Raw genomic sequence first — 19,299 nt, forward strand, 5'->3', positions numbered from 1 at the left:
CAGCAGGCGCCGACGCTGACCGTCTGCGGCAAGATCTACGAGAGCCTGCTCACCTACGACTTCGACCTGACGCCGAAGCCCGGCATGGCGCAGAGCTGGGAGCGCAGCCCCGACGGGCTGACCTACACCTTCAAGCTCCATCCCGGCATCACCTTCCACGACGGCTCGGCCATGACCGCCGACGACGTGGTGTTCTCCGTCACCAAGGCGCTGATGGAGGGCCATGCCCGCGCCCGCGGCACCTTTTCGCGGCTGGCTTCCGCCGAGGCGCCCGATCCGCTGACCGTGGTGTTCAAGCTCAAGCAGCCCTTCGCGCCGTTCCTGCACGCTTTTGATGCCACCACCGCGCCGATCGTCTCGAAGGCGCTCTACGACGGCACCGACATCCGGCAGAACCCGAACAACGCGCGCGCGATCGGCACCGGGCCGTTCAAGCTCAAGGAGTGGGTCAAGGGCTCCCACATCCACCTCGTGCGGCACGAGGGCTACTACCGCAAGGGCGAGCCCTACCTCGACGAGATCTACTACCGCGTGATCCCCGACGCCGCCTCGCGCGCGGTTGCCCTGGAGACCGGCACCGTCCAGTTGACGCAGTGGAACGACGTCGAGGCCTTCGACGTGCCGCGCCTCAAGGCGCTGCCCAACCTCGAGATGACGACCAAGGGCTACGAGTTCTACGCCCCCCACCTCTGGGTCGAGATGAACACCCGCATCGCGCCGATGAACGACAAGCGCTTTCGGCAGGCGGTGCTCCACGCCATCGACCGCGAGGCCCTGAGGAAGCGCGTGTTCTTCGGCCTGGGCAAGGTCGCCACCGGCCCGGTCTCCTCGAAGACCCGGTTCTACGAGCCCGACGTGAAGTCCTACGCGTTCTCGGTCGCCAAGGCTGCGGCGCTCTTGGACGAGATGGGGCTGAAGCCCGGCGCCGACGGCAAGCGCGCGACGATCAAGTACCTCGTGCCGCCCTACGGCGAGATGTGGCAGCGGGTCGGCGAGTACGTGCGGCAGTCGCTTGGCAAGGTCGGCATCGACATCGTGCTCGAAGGCATCGACGTCGGCGGCTGGGCCGCGCGCTGCGGCAACTGGGAGTTCGAGATGTCGGCGCCCTGGACCTACCAGTACGGCGACCCGGCGCTCGGCGTCTCGCGCTCCTACATCTCCTCGAACATCCGCAAGGGCATCCTGTTCTCCAACACCTCCGGCTACACGAACCCCGAGGTCGACAAGTTGTTCGACGAGGCCGCGGTCGAGACCGACGAGGCCAAGCGGCAGGCGCTCTACAGCCGCGTCCAGAAGATCCTCGTGGACGACGCGGCGGTGGCGTGGCTGATGGAGCTCGACTTCCCGACCTTCACCGACAAGCGGATGAAGGACCTCATCGTCACCGGCAGCGGCGTCAACGACACCTTCAGCCGGGCCTACCGGGCGTGAGGCCGCTCGCCGGGGCCGCCGCCTGGATCGCGAAGACCCTTGCGGTGATCCTGGTGATCGCCAGCGTCAACTTCGCCCTCGTCCACGCAGCCCCCGGCGACCCGGCCCAGGTCATCGCCGGCCAGTCCGGTGCGTCGGACGAGACGCTTCTGAAGCAACTCCGCGCCGAGTACGGCCTCGACAAGCCCTACGTCGTCCAGCTCGGCACCTACCTCGGCCGCGTGCTCACCCTCGACCTCGGCTACTCCTACCGGCAGCAGCGGCCGGTGCTCGGCCTCGTGCTGGAGCGGCTGCCAGCGACACTCCTGCTCACGGGCACCGCCTTCCTCGCCGCGCTATCCCTCGGCATCCTGCTCGGCATCCTCTCCGGGGTGCGGTCCGGGCGCTGGGCCGACACGCTGATCGGCGTGCTCTCGCTCGTGCTCTACGCGATGCCGGTGTTCTGGCTCGGGTTGATGCTGGTGCTGGTGTTCTCGGTCCGGCTCGATTGGCTCCCGGCCTTCGGCTACCAGACCATCGGCGTGACGCTCTCGGCGCCCCGGCGCATCCTCGACACGCTGGCCCACCTCGTCCTCCCGGCAGCCTCCCTGGCCGCGGTCTACCTCGCGGTCTACGCCCGGCTGATGCGGGCCTCGATCATCGAGGTGGCGGGCCAGGACTTCATCAAGACCGCCCGCGCCAAGGGCCTGACGCGGGCCCGCGTGATCCGCGACCACATGATCCGCAACGCGATCCTGCCCGTGGTGACGGTGGCCGGCATGCAGGCCGGCGCGCTCGTCGGCGGCTCGGTGGTGGTCGAGACGGTGTTCGCGTGGCCCGGCCTCGGGCGGCTGGTGTTCGAGGCGCTGAGCCAGCGCGACTACCCGGTGCTGCTCGGCATCTTCCTCGTCATGTCGGTGCTCGTCATCCTGATCAACCTCGCCACCGACCTCCTGTCCCGGCTGATCGACCCGCGGCTCGCGGCGCCCGGCGCGGGGGCGGGGGCGTGAGCGCGCTCCGGGCGTACCTGCGCCATCCGAGCGGGGTGGTCGGCCTCGCGCTGCTCCTCGTGATCGTCGTCGTGGCGATCCTCGCGCCGGTGCTGGCGCCGGTCGACCCGTGGGAGATGGTCGGCGCCCCGTTCGAGCGCCCGTTCGGCCCCGACCTGTGGCTCGGCTCCGACACGCTCGGGCGCGACATCGCGGCGGGCATCGCCCACGGCGCGCGGGTGTCGCTGGCCATCGGCCTTTCCTCGACGCTGGCGGCGCTGGGCATCGGCGTGACGGTGGGCACGCTCGCCGGCTACTGCGGCGGGCTCGTCGACGACGCGCTGATGCGGGTGGCCGAACTGTTCCAGACCATCCCCGGCTTCATCCTCGCGGTGCTGCTGGTCGCGACGCTCGGGCCGTCGCTCGGCCACGAGATCCTCGCCATCGCCGTGGTGAGCTGGCCGCCGCTGGCGCGGCTGACGCGGGGCGAGTTCATGCGGCTGAAAGGCCGCGAGTTCGTGCGCGCCGCGATCTGCCAGGGCGAGCGCCCGGCCGCCGTGATCCTGCGCCACATCCTGCCGAACGCCGTCGCGCCGATCCTGGTCACCGGCTCGCTCACGGTGGCCACCGCGATCCTGATCGAGAGCGCGCTGAGCTTCCTCGGCCTCGGCGACCCGAACCTGATGTCGTGGGGCTACATGGTGGGCGCCGCCCGCACGGTGATCCGCCAGGCGTGGTGGATGAGCGTCTTCCCCGGCGCCGCGATCCTCGTCACGGTGCTGGCGATCAACCTCGTCGGCGAGGCCCTGAACGACGCGCTGAACCCGCGTCTCTCGCGGAGCGGGCGCGCGTGAGCGACCTCCTCGCCCTCGACCGCCTCTCGATCGGCCTGCCCCGGGGCGGCGACCGGCGCCATGCGATCTCCGACGTGTCGCTCACCATCGATGCGGACGAGATCGTCTGCCTCGTCGGCGAGTCGGGCTCCGGCAAGTCGATGGCCGCGCACGCGATCCTGCGGCTACTGCCCGACGGCATCGGCATCACCGGCGGCGCGGTGCGCTTCCGCGGGCGCGACCTCGCGGCCGCCTCCGAGGCCGAGATGCGGGGCGTGCGCGGCGGGCAGATCGCGATGATCTTCCAGGAGCCCTTGAGCGCGCTCAATCCGCTCAAGCGCGTCGGCGAGCAGATCGCCGAGGTGATCCGCATCCACGATCCCGCGCTTCCCCGCGAGGCGGTGGCGGCGCGCATCGGTGGCCTGATCGCGGATGTGGGCTTGCCTGAGCCCGCCACCATGGTGCGCAACTTCCCGTTCCAGCTCTCGGGCGGGCAGCGCCAGCGGGTGATGATCGCGATGGCGATGGCCAACGACCCGGCCCTGCTGCTCGCCGACGAGCCGACCACGGCGCTGGACGTGACGACGCAGGGCCAGATCCTGGCGCTGATCCGCCGCCTCCAGGCCGAGCGCCGGATGGGCGTGCTGCTGATCACCCACGATTTCGGCGTGGTGGCCGACATGGCCGACCGGGTGGTGGTGATGCGCGAGGGCCGCATCGTCGAGCAGGGCAGCGCAGACGCGATCCTCACCAGCCCGCAGGACCCCTACACCCGCGCGCTCATCGCCGCCGTCCCGTCCGCGCGCCCGAAGGGGACGGCCGCGGCGCGCAGGCGGCCCGCCTCCCCGCCGCTCCTCGAGATCGAGGACCTGGGCAAGACCTTCGTGACGCGCCAGGGCTGGTTCCGCCCGCCCCGGCGGGTCGTGGCGGCCGAGGGCGTGTCCCTGACGGTGGCCCCCGGCGAGACCGTGGCGGTGGTGGGCGAGTCGGGCTCGGGCAAGTCGACCCTCGGGCAGATGATCCTGCGGCTGACCGAGCCCGATTCCGGGCGCATCCGCTTCGAGGGCACCGACCTCCTGGCCCTGCGCGGCGAGGCCCTGCGGCTCGCCCGGCGCCGGCTCCAGATCGTGTTCCAGGACCCGTTCTCCGCGCTCGACCCGCGCCAGCGGGTGGGCGCGGCGATCGCGCGGGGGCCGATCGCCTACGGGACGCCGGCGGCGGACGCCCGGAGCGCGGCAGCCAAGCTCCTCGTGCGCGTCGGCCTGCAGGAGGCCGCCGCCGAGCGGTTTCCGCACGAATTCTCCGGCGGCCAGCGCCAGCGCATCTGCATCGCCCGCGCGCTCGCCCTCAAGCCCCGCCTGCTGGTGGCCGACGAGGCGGTCTCGGCGCTGGACGTCTCGGTGCAGGCCCGCATCCTCGACCTGCTGGCCGAGCTGCGCCGCGAGTACGACCTCGCGATGGTGTTCATCACCCACGACCTGCGGATCGCGGCGCGGATCGCCGACCGGGTCGTGGTCATGCAGCGGGGCCGGATCGTCGAGGCGGGCACCGCCGAGGCGGTCTTCACCGCACCCGAGCACCCCTACACCCGCGCGCTCGTGGCCGCGATCCCGGGCCGGCGCCTGTTCGGTGGTCTCGGCGGGGCCGCCGACGCTCCGGCGGTGCCCGAGTCCGTCACGGCCTAACCAGGAGGACGTCCATGAGCGAGAGCCTAGGCCGGGACATCGATGCGACGCCCGAAACCTGCACCATCGTGAACGTCGACGCGCTGCGGAGCCACTTCGGCCGGGTTTCGCCGCTGGCCGAGGGCAAGGTCCTGCCGCACCTCAGTCACTTCGCCCGCGACTTCATCGCGCTCTCGCCCTTCCTGGTGCTCGCCTCCATGGACGGCGCGGGCCGGGCCGACGCGAGCCCGCGCGGGGACGCGCCGGGCTTCGTCCAGGTGCTCGACGACGCGACCCTGCTGATCCCGGACCGGCGCGGCAACAACCGCGTCGACAGCTTCGGTAACGTGCTCGACAATCCCGGCATCGGGCTGATTTTCTTCGTGCCCGGCATCAACGAGACCCTGCGGGTGAACGGGCAGGCGCGGATCGTCACCGACGCGGACCTGCTCGGGCCCCTGGCCGCCCAGGGCAAGACCCCGACCACGGGCCTGCGCGTCACGGTCGAGGAAGCGTTCTTCCACTGCGCCAAGGCGCTGATGCGCTCCAAGCTGTGGGCCGCCGAATCCCAAGTCGAGCGCGCGAACTTCCCGAGCCTCGGCCGCATCATCGCCGAGCAGGACAGCACCCTCAGTGTGGACGAGGCCGAGCGCTCGATGGAGGAGGCCTACCGCACGCGCCTCTACTAGAGCATTTTCCATGATCTCTGGATCACAAAGAATTCTCTAACCTTTTGCGTGGTCGCATTTTCTCCACGCGAGCCGGCATCCACCTCACTGGAAAATGCTCTGGTTGAAGCGCGGACCGGCGAAGGCGGCGCCTCAGCGCGCGAGTTCCCGCAGCCCGAGCCGGATCAGCACCTTCGCCTCGGCGCCCTCGGCCGCGCCCTTCAGCGCCGCGGCGATGGCGGCCGAGGCCTGGATCTGCGGGTAGCCGAGGTTGACCAGGGCCGAGATCGCGTCGGCCACGGGCTGCGGCGCGGTGCGGTCCTCCACCATGCCCGACAGCGCGATCAGCGCCGGGTCGATCGGGGCGAAGGCCGGGGCCTTGTCCTTCAGTTCGGCCACGAGCCGCGTGGCGAGGCGCGGCCCGACGCCGGGCGCGCGGGCGACCGCCCCCTTGTCGCCGAGCGCGATCGCCGAGGCGAGCTCCCCCGGCTCCAGCACCGAGAGGACGCCGAGCGCGACGCGCGCGCCCACCCCCTGCACCGTCTGGAGCAGGCGGAACCACTCGCGCTCGGCATCCGAGCGGAAGCCGTAGAGCCGGATCATGTCCTCACGCACGTGCGTCTCGATCGAGAGCGCAGCCGGCTCGCCGAGCTTGGGCAGGCGCTGAAGGGTGCGTGCCGAGCAGTGCACCACGTAGCCGACGCCCTGGACGTCGAGGATCACGAAATCCTCGCCGTAGGAATCCACCACGCCCTTGAGCTTGCCGATCATCGCGTCCCGTTCATGGTCTTGCCGATCCTGCGCGCCGTCCGTGATGCTCCCTACAGAAGCCGGCCGCCGCGCGCCATCGGCCGCTTGAGGCCGGCCAAGCTTCGTGGGATCACCGGGCCGCGACGTTCCTCGATCGAAGGCGGCCCCCATGCGCGGACCTGCGCTCCTCCTCGCCCTGGCGCTCGGCCTCGACCCGGCGGCGGCCGCCGACAGGCCGCCGGGCGTGAGCACGGACCCGACGCAGGTGCGGGCCGGCGCCTACCGGCTCGACCCCGATCACGGCAAGATCACGTGGTCCCTGAGCCACCTCGGCTTCTCGACCTATTACGGCCAGATCACCGATGTCGCCGGTGACGCGACGCTGGACCCGCGGGACCCCTCGCGCATCCGCCTCACGGTCACCATCGGCACCGGCAGCGTCACCGGCGCGAACCCGCGGCTCGACGCGCACCTGAAGGCGCCCGAGTTCTTCGACACCGCGCGATTCCCGACCGCCACCTTCACCGCGACCGCGGTCGAGCCGACGAGCCCGGCCACCGCCCGCGTCAGCGGCGACCTCACCCTGCGCGGCGTGACGCGGACGGTGGCCTTCGACGCGACGTTCAACCAAGCCGGCCTCCACCCGGTGGACAAGACCTACACCGTCGGCTTCGACGGCCGCGCCGTCGTCAAGCGTTCGGATTTCGGCATGGACGCCTACCTGCCGCTGCTGGGCGACGAGGTCGTCGTGCGCCTGGAGGGCGAGTTCAAGGCGGTGGAGTAGGCGCGCCGGACGGTCGCGGGACCGAAGGAGTCCCGCTCTCCTGCAACGTGCGCGGCGCCCCGAACCCTTGACGAGGAAAGGTTTTGGGCGAGGAACGTGATCCCCCCAGCGCCTGTCACGTCACCCGAGCTTGGCCAGAGCCGCGGCGATTCGGGCGGCGCCCGGCCCGGCGGCGCCGGGCGCCGGGTGCGCGCGCTTCAGGGCGTGGGCGCCGCGGTGGTTGACGTGGGTGATGGCGATGGCGAGCGCGTCGGCGGCGTCCGCCACCCTGAACTCGGCCTTGGGCAGCAGGAAGCGCACCATCGCCTGGATCTGACCCTTCTCGGCGTGGCCCGAGCCGCAGACCGACTTCTTGATGAGGTTGGCCGCATACTCGAACACCGGAACACCGGCCAGCGCCGGCACCAGCAGGGCGATCGCCCGCGCGTGCCCAAGCTTGAGCGTCGCCTGCGCGTCCTTGTTGACGAAGGTCTCCTCCACCGACACCTCGTCGGGCGAAAAATCCCGCACGATCCGGCCGATCCCCTCGTGCAGCTCGCGCAGGCGCAGCGCGAGCGGCAGGTCGCCGTCCGAGGTGACGACGCCGCAATCAACGTAGGCGAGCTTGGCCCCCGTCACCGTCACCACGCCCCAGCCGGTGCGGCGCAGGCCGGGGTCGAGGCCGAGGATGCGGATGGGCAGGGTCATGCGAGTGACGACTGGGGTCCGCGCGGCGGCTGCTTCCTACCGTGCCGACATGGCATGAACAGATCGTTTCACCAAGCGCACGCGGTCGAGCTGTACGCCGACCTTGCTGGCGCACTCTGTCCGGCTTTGAACAGGGCCTCAGCCGTCTCACCCCTCCAGCTTGGCCACCAGCGCGTCGGACAGCGCGAAGTTGACGTAGACGTTCTGCACGTCGTCCTGGTCCTCGATCACCTCGACGAGGCGGATCAGCTTCTCGCCGGTCTCGTCGTCGACGTCGAGCGTGGTCTGCGCCTTCCAGACGAGGCCGGTGCGGGTCGGCTCGCCGAAGCGGGCTTCCAGCGCTTTGGCGACCTCACTGAGCGAATCCTGCGCGCAGAAGATCTCGTGACCGGACGCATCCGAGCGCACGTCGTCGGCGCCGGCCTCGATCGCCGCCTCCAGCACCGCGTCGGCGTCGGCGACGCCCGCGGGGAAGCCGACCACGCCGACCCGGTCGAACAGGAAGGCGACGGCCCCGGTCTCGGCGAGGCTCCCGCCGGACTTGGTGAAGGCCGAGCGCACGTCCGAGGCCGTGCGGTTGCGGTTGTCGGTCTGCGCCTCGACGATGAGCGCGGCGCCACCCGGGCCGTAGCCCTCGTAGCGGATCTCCTCGTAGCTCTCGCTGTCGGCCCCCGACGCCTTCTTGATCGCCCGCTCGATGTTGTCCTTGGGCACGTTCTCGGCCCGCGCCGCCAGGATCGCCGCGCGCAGGCGGGCGTTCATCGCCGGGTCGGGCACGCCGAGCTTGGCCGCCACCGTGATCTCGCGGGCCAGCTTGCCGAAGAGCTTGGAGCGGACCGCGTCCACCCGGCCCTTGCGGTGCATGATGTTCTTGAACTGGGAATGGCCGGCCATCGTCTGCGCTTCTTGGTCTGCGGTTCGCGCCGAAGGCGTTCGCCCGGGGCGGCACGGCAAAAGGCGGTTGGCCCCGTGTATAGGCCCGCCGGCCGCGGGGAGGCAACGCGGGCGGCGCAGCCTGACGGTGATCGACGGGCTGCGGGAAAGATCGGTGCCGCGGGACGTTCAGACCCTAGGCTCGCGACGCGCCACCGACGGTTCCAAGCCGGAGCCTCGGCTTGCTGCGCGCGCGGCACGAGCCCCGGAGAGAGACGACCGGCATGGCACTTCGAACGCTCCGTTCCGGCGCGCACGATCGCTTCGCGGAGCGCGCCGTTGGCCACGGGACCGCCGCGGGGCCGAGATGGCGCAAGCTCGGCCTTGCCGCGACCCTCGGCGTCCTTGCCGGAACGATGCTGTTCGCGAGGGAGGCGCAGGGGCGCGACGAGGCCCGGCGCCGGGATCGCGGCTCAGATCGACGCGTGCCAGCGCTTCAACCCTGACAGCGTCACCACCCCGTCCGGCCACGGGACGCCGAAGACGTGCCGGTGCGGCCGGCCGGGTTCGCCGAGGTCGGAGACCGCCGAGAAGGCGCCGTCGAGCCTGTGGCTCTCGGTGTAGCGGCTGCGGGTGGCGAGCACCGGCAGGCCGGCATCGAGCGCCGAGCGGATGCCGGCGGTGGAATCCTCGATCGCGATCGCGTCCTCCGGATCGACCCCGAGACGGCGCAGGGCGAGGTTGAAGATGTCGGGAGCGGGCTTCTTGCGGGCGGCCTCGTCGCCCGCGGCGATCACGTCGAACGGCCGGTCGCCCGCGGGGAAGTTAACCGCGAGCAGGGTGTCGACGTTGGGGCGGCTCGTGGTGGTGGCAACCGCCAGCCGGACGCCGTCGGCCCGCGCCTCGCGCACGAGGCGCGCGACGCCCGGCCGGAGCGCCAGGGCGCCGTCGGCCACGAGGGCGCCGTAGATCCGGGTCTTGAGGCCGTGGATCTCGGGCATCCGGGCGCGCAGGGCCGCGTCATCCGCGTGGCGGGTCGCGACGTAGTGGGCCAGCCGCTCCTTGCCGCCCATCACCGCGAGAAGGTCGGCGTAGAGCTCCGGGTCCCAGTGCCAGGACAGGCCGAGATCGGCGAACGCGCGGTTGAACGCCCGCCGGTGCAGGTCCTCGGTCTCGGCGAGCGTGCCGTCGACGTCGAAGATCAGCGCCCTCAGCATGACAGCGTCGGACCGGTCACGGCCTCCGCGCCGGCCCGGATCGCGGCGATCCGTGCCGCGTAGGATGCGGGACCATCCTTGAACACCGCGCTGCCGGCCACGAACACGTTGGCGCCGGCCGACGCCGCCAGCCCGACCGTCCCGGGATCGATGCCGCCGTCGACCTCGATGTCGAGGAGCCGGCCGGCCGCCATCGCCCGCACCCGCGCCACGGTCTCCAGGGCGCTCTCCAGGAAGCCCTGGCCGCCGAAGCCGGGATTGACCGTCATCACCAGCACGAGGTCGGCGATGCCGAGCAGCGGCTCGATGAGGGCGGCCGGGGTGCCGGGGTTGAGGGCGACGCCCGCGCGCCTGCCCAGCGCCCGGATCGCCTGAAGCGAGCGGTGGACGTGCGGGCCGGCCTCGACGTGGACGGTGATGCCGTCGGCTCCCGCCTCGCTGAACGCGGCGAGGTACGGATCGGCCGGCGCGATCATCAGGTGCACGTCGAAGTACTTGGCGCTGTGCGGGCGCAGCGCCTTCACGACGGCGGGGCCGAAGGTGATGTTGGGGACGAAGTGCCCGTCCATCACGTCGAGGTGGACCCAGTCGGCCCCGGCCGCGTCCACCGCGCGGGTCTCCTCGCCCAGGCGCGCGAAGTCGGCCGAGAGGATCGAGGGAGCGATGATGGCCTTCGTCATGAGCGTCTCCCGTTGCGGGCGGACGGCGGATCGCGTGCTGGGGCCATGATGCATCCGGATCGCGGCCGCGGACAGCCCGAGGCGTCGATCAGGCCAGCCGCCGCCGGCGCTCGACCAGTTGCATGATGATCGGCGTGAGGATGAGCTGCATCGCCAAGTCGAGCTTGCCCCCGGGGATGACGATGGAGTTGGCCCGGCTCATGAAGCTGCCCTCGAGCATCGAGCGGAGATACGAGAAATCGATGCCCCTCGGGTCCTTGAAGCGGATCACCACCATCGATTCATCGGCGGTGGGAATCCAGCGGGCGATGAAGGGATTCGAGGTGTCCACGGTGGGCACCCGCTGGAAGTTGATGTCGGTCCACGAGAATTGCGGGCAGATCGTCTGCACGTAGTCCGGCATCCGCCGCAGGATCACGTCGGTGACCGCGTCGGTGGAGTAGCCGCGGAACGACCGGTCCCGATGCAGCTTCTGAATCCATTCGAGGTTGATCACCGGCACGACGCCGATCTTGAGGTCGGCGTAGCGGGCGATATCCACGGTCGCGTCGACGACGCAGCCGTGGAGGCCCTCGTAGAACAGCAGGTCCGAACCAGGCTGGAACTCTTCCCAGGGCGAGAAGCTGCCCTGCGGGATGCCGTAGCGTCCGGCGTCCTCGGCATCGTGCGCGTAGTGCCGGGTGCGGCCGGTGCCCGATTCGCCGTAGCTGCGAAACACCTCCTCCAGTTCCGGCAGGAGGTTGGCGCGGGGGGCGAAGTGCGAGAGCGTCGGCTCGGCCGCCATCATCGCGTGCATGGTCTCGCGGTCGAAGGCGTGGAAGCCGTCGCCCTCGATGTAGACGGCACTCACGTCCTCGCGCCGAAAAATCTGCTCGAAGGTGTTGCGCACCGAGGTCGTGCCCGCCCCCGACGAGCCTGTGACCGAGATGATGGGATGGCGGGCCGACATCGTCTACGGCGCGAAGAGGGTGGACCAGGCCGCCATCACGAGCGCATCAGCCCGCGCTGGCCGAACAGCGGCGAGCGGCCGGCGGCGTGGTTGCGCCCGTCGTAGTACGTGGCCACGCACGCCACCTCCTCGACCGAGCCGAACACCAGCGGCACGCGCTCGTGGATACCGGTGGCCGCGATGTCGAGGATGCGGCGCTCGCCGTCGGTGGCGCCGGCCCCCGCCTGTTCCATCAGCATGGCGATCGGCGCGGCCTCGTAGAGCAGGCGGAGCCGCCCCTGCGCGTAGCCCTTGCGGCCGTCGCCCGGATACAGGAACACGCCGCCGCGCATCAGCACGCGCTGCGCGTCGGCCACGAGCGAGCCGAGCCAGCGCATGTTGAAGTCCTTGTCGCGCGGCCCCTCGGCGCCGCGCAGGCAATCCTCGATGAAGGCCTTGACGGGCAAGTCCCAGTGTCGGGCGTTGGAGGCGTTGATCGCGTATTCGCGCGCCGCCTCCGGCACGTCGAGGGCTGCGTGCGTCAGGCGGAAGGCCCGCGCCTCGCGGTCCAGGACGTAGACCTGCGTGCCGTGCCCCAGCGTCAGCACCAGGGCGGTGGCCGGGCCGTAGGTGACGAAGCCAGCGGCAATCTGCGCCCTGCCGGGCGTGGTGAAGGAGGCGATCGGGTTGCCCTCCTCCCTGACGACGGGGCGGATGCCGAAGATGGTGCCGACCGCCATGTTGACGCCGATGTTCGACGAGCCGTCCAGCGGGTCGATCGCGACGGCGAGCGGCGCGCCGGGATCGAGGTCCATCACCCCTTCCGCCTCCTCGGAGGCCACCTCGGCCACCGGAGCGGTTCGCAGCGCTGCGGTGACGCGCTCGTGGGCGATCACGTCGAGCGCCTTCTGCACGTCGCCGTCGCTGTTGTGCGCGCCCGTCGCCGCGAGGTCGCCGCCGAGCGCCCCACGCCCGATGACCTCGCTGATGTCGGTGGCGGCCTCCGCGATCGCGGCGATCACGGCGGCGGTGTCCTTCAGGCCGGGCTCGGCAGCGACAGCTTCCGCGAGGCACGTATCGAGCCGAGATCCTGTCGCCATCCGCTTGCCCTCGTCGAAGTCCGCCGCGCCGACCGCGCGGAGTGTTGAAGCCCCCCGCAGCCTTTACCTGCCGCCGCGCCGGCATGATACCGCTGCCCGCGCTCCGATCGCCAGCGCACGGTGCAGGGCACGCAAGAAATCTAAAATATCTTGCGGCGTTCTATAAAAAAACTAAAATTGAGTCATGCGCAACCTGTCCCTCAAGCAACTCCAGGCGGTCGCCGCGGTCGCCCGGCTCGGCACCATGACCCGGGCCGCGCAGGAGCTCAACGTCACTTCGGCCGCCCTCTACGCCCGCATCCGCCAGTTGGAGGAGGAGGCGGGCCTGCTGCTGTTCGACCGCACCCCCACCGGCCTGAAGCCGACGGATGCGGGGCGCGAGATGCTGTGGGCGATCGACAGCATCAACACCGTGCTGGAGACCTGCGCCGACCGGCTGCGTACCCTCAAGGGCGGCGCGGGCGGGCGCGTGACGATCGGGGTCGTCTCCACCGCCAAGTATTTCGCGCCGCAGGTGATCGCGGGCTTCATCGGGCGGCATCCGGGCGTCGAGATCAACCTCTCGGTGCGCAACCGCGGCAACACCGTCGAGGCGCTGCGCAACTACGAGATCGACTTCGCGATCATGGGCCGTCCGCCGCGCGACTTCGCGATCGAGGCCGAGATCTTCGGCCCGCACCCGCTGGTGCTCATCGCCGCCCCGCACCATCCGCTTGCCGGGCGCCGGGGCCTCGCCAGGGCGGACGTCGCCGAGGAGGCTTTCCTCGTGCGCGAGGACGGATCGGGCACCCGCACGGTGTTCGAGGAGTTCATGAGCGGTATCATCATCAAGCGGGCCAAGCTCGAAATCGATTCCGGCTCGAACGAGACGATCAAGCAGGCGGTGATGGCAGGTCTCGGCATCGCGCTCCTGTCGGCCCACACGGTGGCGGCGGAGGTGGAGAGCGGGCGCCTCGTGCTGCTCGACGTCCAGGGCCTGCCGATCCGGCGCGACTGGTACGCCGTGCGGCGGGCCGACAAGGTGCTCGGACCCGCGGCCGCCGCCTTCTGGGACTACCTGATGCAGGACGGTGCCCGCTGGTTGCCCGGGGTGGACCTGGACCTGCCCGTCGCCGCTCCGGCTGACCGGGTCGCCGCCGGGGCCGAGCCGTGAGCGCGGGCGTTGTCATCGTCGGCGGCGGACAGGCGGGATTCCAGGTCGCCGCGTCGTTGCGGGAAGCCGGGTTCTCCGATCCCGTCACGCTGGTCGGTGACGAGCCGGGTCTGCCCTACCAGCGCCCCCCCCTGTCGAAGGCCTACCTCGCCGGCAAGACCGAGGCCGAGGGGCTCAGCCTCCGGCCGATGGCCTATTTCGCCGACCACCGCATCGCGCTCCGTGCGGGCGTGCGGGCCGTCGCGATCGACCGGGCGGCGCGGCGGGTGCGGCTCGGCGATGGTGCGACGCTGGCCTACGACCACCTCGTCCTCGCGACCGGCTCCCGGAACCGGCCTCTGCCGGTTCCCGGAGCCGACCTCGACGGGGTCTACCAGCTGCGCGGCCTGAGCGACGCCGACGCGCTGCGCACCGCGGTGGAGACCGCGCGGCGGATCGTCGTGGTGGGCGCCGGCTTCATCGGACTGGAATTCGCCGCCGTGGCTGCCGCCCGCGGCCTCGACGTGACGGTGATCGAGGCCGCCGACCGGCCGATGGCGCGGGCGGTCTCGGCCGAGATGGGCGCGTTCTTCCGTGGAGCCCACGAGGCGCTGGGTGTCCGCTTCGCCTGTGAGGCCGCAATCCTGTCGATTGAGGGCGCGGCAGGCCGGGCGGTTGGGGTGCACCTGTCGGACGGGCGCGACCTGCGGGCCGACCTCGTCGTGGTGGGGATCGGCGTCCTGCCGAACCAGGAACTGGCGGAGGAGGCCGGGCTTTCCGTGTCCGACGGAATCCACGTCGACACCAGCCTTGCGACGGACGATCCCGCCATCTCGGCCATCGGGGATTGTGCTCGGTTCCCGAGCCGCTTCGCGGACGGCCTGAGCCACGACGGCCGCGTGCGGATCGAATCGGTGCAGAACGCGATCGATCAGGGGCGGTGCGTGGCGGCCCGGCTGACCGGTCGAGCCGCGGCCTACGCCGCCGTGCCGTGGTTCTGGAGCGACCAGGGCCGCTACAAGCTGCAGATCGCGGGACTGGGCGGCCCCTCCGACGCCAGCGTGGTCCGAGGCGGCGGCGACGCGTTCTCGGTCTTCCGATATCGCGACCGCAGGCTCTGCGCCGTCGAATCGGTCAACCGCGCGGGGGACCACATGGTCGCTCGGCGCCTGCTCGGGAGCAGCGTGCCCCTCACGCCGGAACAGGCCGTAGACCCGGCCGTCGACCTCAGGGCGCTGGCGGCGGCGTAGTCCGTCGGCGATGCGCCGCGCGTTCGCGGCCGGCTGTTATCACACTTGGCCGCAGATGTTGGTCAGGAGATCAGGTCGAGCTTGGCAGCCTCCAGCCCGTCGCCGCGGATCGAGTCCGGCAGGGCCGAAAAATCCCGGTACCCGGCCTCCCGCGCCATGGCGTCGAGCGCGTTCTGCTCGTCGTCGGCCGAACCGGTCCACAGAACCGCGCCGCTCTTCGTCTGCCGGATCTGGAAGATGCTCATCGCTGGCCCGCGCGTTTGGGTTAATGAACTCTTAAACGTTCGCGAAGGATCGTGGTTGCAGGTATCCGACGCTCAAGCTCGGCTTCTTCGAACCGGCCGCGTCGACGTGTCGGGCGACGCGATGCTCCGGCGGCGGCTAGGATGCGGGTGACAGGTCTTCGCCATGAAATCGCCGGCCTACCTTGCGAGCCCCGTGCATCGGCGTTTCCCTGTCGGCAAGCGAGACCCCATCGTGCCCAGCCCCACCGTTCGCGCCCTCCGCTTGGCCGGCCTCGCGTGTCTCGTCCTCGGAGCGGTCCCGCCCGCGCGCGCGCTCGAGACGGCCTCGGTGCCCGAGCCTCAGGCGATCGCGCCCGCGATCAGCGTGGTGCCGGCGCTGACCCGCGAGATCGTCGAGCGCGCGGTGATCACCGGCACCCTGGTGCCCCGCGACGAGATCCTGGTCTCGCCCGAGATCGAGGGGTTCCGCATCACCGAACTCCTGGCGGAGGAGGGCGACCGCGTCGCCGCGGGCCAAGTGCTCGCCAGGCTCTCCACCGAGATGATCGCGACGCAGGAGGCCTCGAACGTCGCGGCGATCGCCCGCGCCCAGGCCGCGATCGTCCAGGCGCGGAGCCAGATCGTTCAGGCGGAGGCCGCCCAGACCGAGGCGCGCCTGTCGCTGGAGCGCGCCCAGGCGCTGATCCGCACCGGGAACGCCACTCCTGCCATCCTGGAACAGCGCGTCTCGACGGCGCAGAGCGCGGACGGCAAGCTCGACGCCGCCCGCGGCGGGCTCCAGGCCTCGGAGGCCGACCTCGCCACGGCGCGGGCGGCCGGCACCGAGATCGCCCTGCGGCGCGCCCGCACCGCGATCCGCGCGCCGGAGGCCGGCATCGTCAACCGCCGCACCGCCCGCGTCGGCGGCATGGCGAGCGGCGTCGGCGAGCCGCTGTTCCGCCTGATCGCGCGCGGCGAGATCGAGCTGGAGGGCGAGGTGCCCGAGGGCTCGCTGCCGCGCCTCAAGGTCGGCGATCCCGCCCGGCTCGATCTCGACGACGGCCGCACCCTCGCGGGCAAGGTCCGCCGCGTCTACCCGGAGGTCGATCGGACGACGCGACTCGGCAAGGTCCGCATCGCGCTGGGCGACGACCCGTCCCTGCGCATCGGCGCCTTCGCCCGCGGCACCGTCGAGGTGGCACAGCGCACGGGCGTGTCCGTGCCGGTGTCGAGCCTCCTGTTCGCGGCCGACGGCAGCGCCGGCGTCCTCGTGGTCAAGGATGGCCGCGTCGAGGCGCGCACGGTCATGCCCGGCCTCTCGGCCGAGGGCTTCTCCGAGGTCCGCAGCGGGGTGTCAGCCGGCGAGACGGTCGTCGCCCGCGCCGGCAGCTTCCTGCGGGACGGCGACCGGGTCCGTGCCGTGCCGTCCGGGGGCGCGAAGCCCCTGGCCGCGGCCGATGCCCTCTGAGCGAGCGAGCACATGCGCCTCAACGTCTCCGCCTGGGCAATCCGCAAGCCGCTGCCGTCGATCGTGCTGTTCCTGGTGCTGATGCTGCTCGGGCTCGTCAGCTTCCGCTCCCTGCCGATCACCAAGTTCCCCAACATCGACATCCCGATCGTCTCGGTGACGATCACGCAGGCCGGCGCCGCGCCGTCCGAACTTCAGACCCAGGTCACGAAGTGGGTCGAGGACTCGGTGGCGGGCGTGAAGGGGGTGAAGCACATCCTCTCGACCATCACCGAGGGCTCCTCGGTGACGACGATCGAGTTCCGGCTGGAGGTGAACACGGACCGGGCCGTCAACGACGTCAAGGACGCGGTCTCGAAGATCCGCATCAACCTGCCCCGCACCATCGACGAGCCGATCGTCAACCGCGTCGAGATCGCCGGCCTGCCGATCATGGTCTACGGCGCGTCCGCGCCCGCGATGACGCCGGAGGACCTGTCGTGGTTCGTCGACGACGTGGTGGCGCGCCGGCTTCAGAGCGTGAAGGGCGTCGGCGGCGTCGAGCGCCTGGGGGGCGTCGCCCGCGAGGTCCGCGTGACCCTGAAGCCCGACCGGCTGCTGGCGCTCGGCATCACCGCGGCCGACGTGAACCGGCAGCTCCGCCTCACCTCGGCCGATATGGCAGGCGGGCGCGGCGAGATCGGCGGCCAGGAGCAGTCGATCCGGACGCTCGCGGCCTCGGACACCCTCGACACGTTGGGCGCCACCTCGATCGTCGTTCCCGGCAACCGCAAGGTGCGGCTGGACGAGCTCGCGACGCTGACCGATGCCTCCGAGGAGGCCCGCACCTTCGCCCGCTTCAACGGCGAGCCGGTGGTCGCCTTCGCGATCTCGCGCTCGGCCGGCGCCAGCGACGCCGAGGTCTCGGCCGGCGTGGCGAACAAGATCGCGGCCTTGCACGCGGCCAATCCGGGCGTGCGCTTCGACCTGATCGACACGTCCGTCACCAACACCGTCGGCAACTACCACTCGGCGATGATGGGACTGCTGGAGGGCTCGGCGCTCGCGGTGATCGTCGTGCTGCTGTTCCTGCGGGACTGGCGCGCAACGCTGATCGCGGCGATCGCCCTGCCGCTCTCGGTGCTGCCGACCTTCTGGGTGATGAGCACCCTCGGCTTCTCGCTGAACGCCGTGAGCCTGCTCGCGATCACGCTGGTGACCGGCATCCTCGTCGACGACGCCATCGTCGAGATCGAGAACATCGTCCGCCACATGCGGATGGGCAAGACGCCCTACCGCGCGGCCCTGGAGGCCGCCGACGAGATCGGGCTCGCCGTCATCGCGATCACCGCGACGATCATCGCGATCTTCGCCCCCGTCTCGTTCATGGGCGGCATTGCCGGGCAGTACTTCAAGCAGTTCGGTCTGACGATCGCCGCGGCCGTGTTCATGTCGCTCCTGGTCGCGCGCCTGATCACGCCGCTGCTCGCCGCCTACTTCCTGCGCGACCACGGGCCCGACCACGCCCGCGACGGCGTCGTGATGCGCGGCTACACCCGCCTCGTGGCGTGGTCGGTGCGGCACAAGTTCGTGACGCTGGTCGCGGGGCTCGCGTGCTTTGCCGCCTCGATCATGTCGACGGGACTTCTCCCGGCGGGCTTCCTCCCGGCCGAGGACGCGGCCCGCACCCTGTTCGTGGTCGAGCTGCCGCCGGGCGCCAAGCTCTCCGAGACCTCCCGCGTCACCGACGGGCTGGTGGAGAAGATCAGGGGCCTGCCCGAGGTGCGCAGCGTCTTCGTCGACGGCGGCCGCCAGTTGCCGGGCAAGAAGGAGGTCAGGCTGGCCAGCCTCACCATCAACCTGACGCCGAAGAACACCCGCCACCGCACGCAGAAGGAGGTCGACGTCGCGGTCGGCGCGATCCTGCGCCAGGAGCCCGATATCCGGTTCTGGGTCCTGCGCGAGGGCGGTCAGCGCGACCTCGCGCTGATCATCGCGGGCCCGGACAAGGCGGTGGTCGCCGAGGTGTCGCAGCGCCTCCAGCGCGAGGCGGCGGGGGTCGCCCACCTCGTCAACGTCATCTCGACGGCGCCGCTGGACCGCACCGAGATCCGCATCCGCCCCAAGGCCGGGGTCGCGGCCGATCTCGGCGTCTCCACCGACCTCATCGCCGAGACGGTCCGCGTCGGCACCATCGGCGACATCGGCGCCAACCTCGCCAAGTTCAACGCCGTCGACCGGCAGGTGCCGATCCGGGTTCAGCTCCCCGAGCGCCTGCGCGGCAACTTGAGCCAGTTGGAGACCCTGAAGGTGCCGGTGAAGGGGGGGGCGGCGGTGCCGCTCTCGACGGTGGCCGACATCAGCCTCGGCCAGGGGCCCACCGCGATCGACCGCTACGACCGCGCGGTGCGCGTGGCGCTGGAAGGCGACATGCAGGGCTCGGACGCGCTGGGCTCGCTCATCGATCAGGTGATGAACCTTCCCACCGCCAAGAGCCTGCCGCCCGGCGTGACCATCAGCCAGACCGGGGACGCCGAGGTGATGGGCGAGGTGTTCTCCGGCTTCGCGCTCGCCATGGGCGCCGGCCTGATGATGGTGTTCGGCGTGCTGATCCTGCTGTTCGGCAACTTCCTTCAGCCGATGACGATCCTGTTCTCGCTGCC

The 19,299-nt window shown here is 71.2% G+C and carries 18 protein-coding genes; 10 read left to right on the plus strand and 8 right to left on the minus strand.

The window, feature by feature from the left end:
• The 5 genes from ACFE8Y_RS13235 to ACFE8Y_RS13255 form a co-directional block, all read left to right on the plus strand.
• A partial coding sequence (locus ACFE8Y_RS13235) for an ABC transporter substrate-binding protein (RefSeq protein WP_375464849.1) occupies positions 1-1,431 on the plus strand: 1,431 nt, incomplete at its 5' end.
• Complete coding sequence (locus ACFE8Y_RS13240; protein WP_375464850.1) at positions 1,428-2,420, plus strand: ABC transporter permease; 993 nt, start codon at positions 1,428-1,430, stop codon at positions 2,418-2,420. The genes ACFE8Y_RS13235 and ACFE8Y_RS13240, both read left to right, overlap by 4 nt.
• Positions 2,417-3,253 (plus strand): ABC transporter permease, encoded by an 837-nt coding sequence (locus tag ACFE8Y_RS13245; protein ID WP_375464851.1) that lies wholly within the window; start codon positions 2,417-2,419, stop codon positions 3,251-3,253. The genes ACFE8Y_RS13240 and ACFE8Y_RS13245 overlap by 4 nt, the downstream gene beginning before the upstream one ends.
• Positions 3,250-4,917 carry an ABC transporter ATP-binding protein gene (locus ACFE8Y_RS13250; protein WP_375464852.1) on the plus strand — a complete coding sequence of 556 codons (1,668 nt, stop codon included), beginning with the start codon at positions 3,250-3,252 and terminating at the stop codon, positions 4,915-4,917. Before ACFE8Y_RS13245 ends, ACFE8Y_RS13250 begins: the two co-directional genes overlap by 4 nt.
• A 14-nt stretch (positions 4,918-4,931) precedes the next feature.
• Entirely contained in the window at positions 4,932-5,585 is a 654-nt protein-coding gene (locus tag ACFE8Y_RS13255) for a pyridoxamine 5'-phosphate oxidase family protein (protein ID WP_375464853.1), read from the plus strand.
• A 132-nt stretch (positions 5,586-5,717) separates the two neighbouring features.
• Here ACFE8Y_RS13255 and ruvA read toward each other — a convergent pair whose 3' ends face one another.
• Positions 5,718-6,335, minus strand: coding sequence for a Holliday junction branch migration protein RuvA (gene ruvA, locus ACFE8Y_RS13260; RefSeq protein WP_375464854.1), 618 nt, complete (start codon positions 6,333-6,335; stop codon positions 5,718-5,720).
• A 148-nt stretch (positions 6,336-6,483) separates the two neighbouring features.
• On the opposite strand from ruvA, the gene ACFE8Y_RS13265 reads away from it, so the two are divergent.
• Positions 6,484-7,098: a YceI family protein gene (locus tag ACFE8Y_RS13265; RefSeq protein ID WP_375464855.1), complete on the plus strand. Its 615-nt coding sequence runs from the start codon at positions 6,484-6,486 to the stop codon at positions 7,096-7,098.
• 120 nt (positions 7,099-7,218) lie between these two features.
• Here the strand turns inward: ACFE8Y_RS13265 and ruvC are convergent, their stop codons facing one another.
• The 6 genes from ruvC to ACFE8Y_RS13295 form a co-directional block, all read right to left on the minus strand.
• Positions 7,219-7,785, minus strand: coding sequence for a crossover junction endodeoxyribonuclease RuvC (ruvC, locus tag ACFE8Y_RS13270; protein ID WP_375464856.1), 567 nt, complete (start codon positions 7,783-7,785; stop codon positions 7,219-7,221).
• Positions 7,786-7,932: 147 nt separating this feature from the next.
• Positions 7,933-8,679 carry a YebC/PmpR family DNA-binding transcriptional regulator gene (locus ACFE8Y_RS13275; RefSeq protein WP_375464857.1) on the minus strand — a complete coding sequence of 249 codons (747 nt, stop codon included), beginning with the start codon at positions 8,677-8,679 and terminating at the stop codon, positions 7,933-7,935.
• Positions 8,680-9,131: 452 nt separating this feature from the next.
• Positions 9,132-9,875 (minus strand): HAD-IA family hydrolase, encoded by a 744-nt coding sequence (locus ACFE8Y_RS13280; RefSeq protein WP_375464858.1) that lies wholly within the window; start codon positions 9,873-9,875, stop codon positions 9,132-9,134.
• Entirely contained in the window at positions 9,869-10,555 is a 687-nt protein-coding gene (gene rpe / locus ACFE8Y_RS13285) for a ribulose-phosphate 3-epimerase (RefSeq protein WP_375464859.1), read from the minus strand. Before rpe ends, ACFE8Y_RS13280 begins: the two co-directional genes overlap by 7 nt.
• 88 nt (positions 10,556-10,643) lie before the next feature.
• Positions 10,644-11,504 (minus strand): phosphoribulokinase, encoded by an 861-nt coding sequence (locus tag ACFE8Y_RS13290; protein WP_375464860.1) that lies wholly within the window; start codon positions 11,502-11,504, stop codon positions 10,644-10,646.
• Between the two features lie 35 nt (positions 11,505-11,539).
• Positions 11,540-12,583: a class 1 fructose-bisphosphatase gene (locus ACFE8Y_RS13295; RefSeq protein ID WP_375464861.1), complete on the minus strand. Its 1,044-nt coding sequence runs from the start codon at positions 12,581-12,583 to the stop codon at positions 11,540-11,542.
• 184 nt (positions 12,584-12,767) lie between these two features.
• Here ACFE8Y_RS13295 and ACFE8Y_RS13300 point away from each other — a divergent pair, with 184 nt between their 5' ends.
• On the plus strand, positions 12,768-13,736 hold the full coding sequence (locus ACFE8Y_RS13300) for a LysR family transcriptional regulator (protein ID WP_375464862.1): 969 nt from the start codon (positions 12,768-12,770) through the stop codon (positions 13,734-13,736).
• The gene (locus tag ACFE8Y_RS13305; RefSeq protein ID WP_375464863.1) at positions 13,733-14,965 is read left to right on the plus strand and encodes an NAD(P)/FAD-dependent oxidoreductase; all 1,233 of its coding nucleotides are present in this window, start codon (positions 13,733-13,735) and stop codon (positions 14,963-14,965) included. The genes ACFE8Y_RS13300 and ACFE8Y_RS13305 overlap by 4 nt, the downstream gene beginning before the upstream one ends.
• A gap of 62 nt (positions 14,966-15,027) precedes the next feature.
• Here the strand turns inward: ACFE8Y_RS13305 and ACFE8Y_RS13310 are convergent, their stop codons facing one another.
• Complete coding sequence (locus tag ACFE8Y_RS13310) at positions 15,028-15,210, minus strand: hypothetical protein (RefSeq protein ID WP_375464864.1); 183 nt, start codon at positions 15,208-15,210, stop codon at positions 15,028-15,030.
• Between the two features lie 232 nt (positions 15,211-15,442).
• Between ACFE8Y_RS13310 and ACFE8Y_RS13315 the strand changes: the two genes are divergently transcribed.
• On the plus strand, positions 15,443-16,657 hold the full coding sequence (locus ACFE8Y_RS13315; RefSeq protein WP_375464865.1) for an efflux RND transporter periplasmic adaptor subunit: 1,215 nt from the start codon (positions 15,443-15,445) through the stop codon (positions 16,655-16,657).
• A 12-nt stretch (positions 16,658-16,669) separates the two neighbouring features.
• Positions 16,670-19,299 (plus strand): efflux RND transporter permease subunit (locus ACFE8Y_RS13320; RefSeq protein WP_375464866.1); only part of this gene is annotated, 2,630 nt, incomplete at its 3' end.

It is taken from the genome of uncultured Methylobacterium sp. (assembly GCF_964242245.1).
GTDB lineage: Bacteria > Pseudomonadota > Alphaproteobacteria > Rhizobiales > Beijerinckiaceae > Methylobacterium.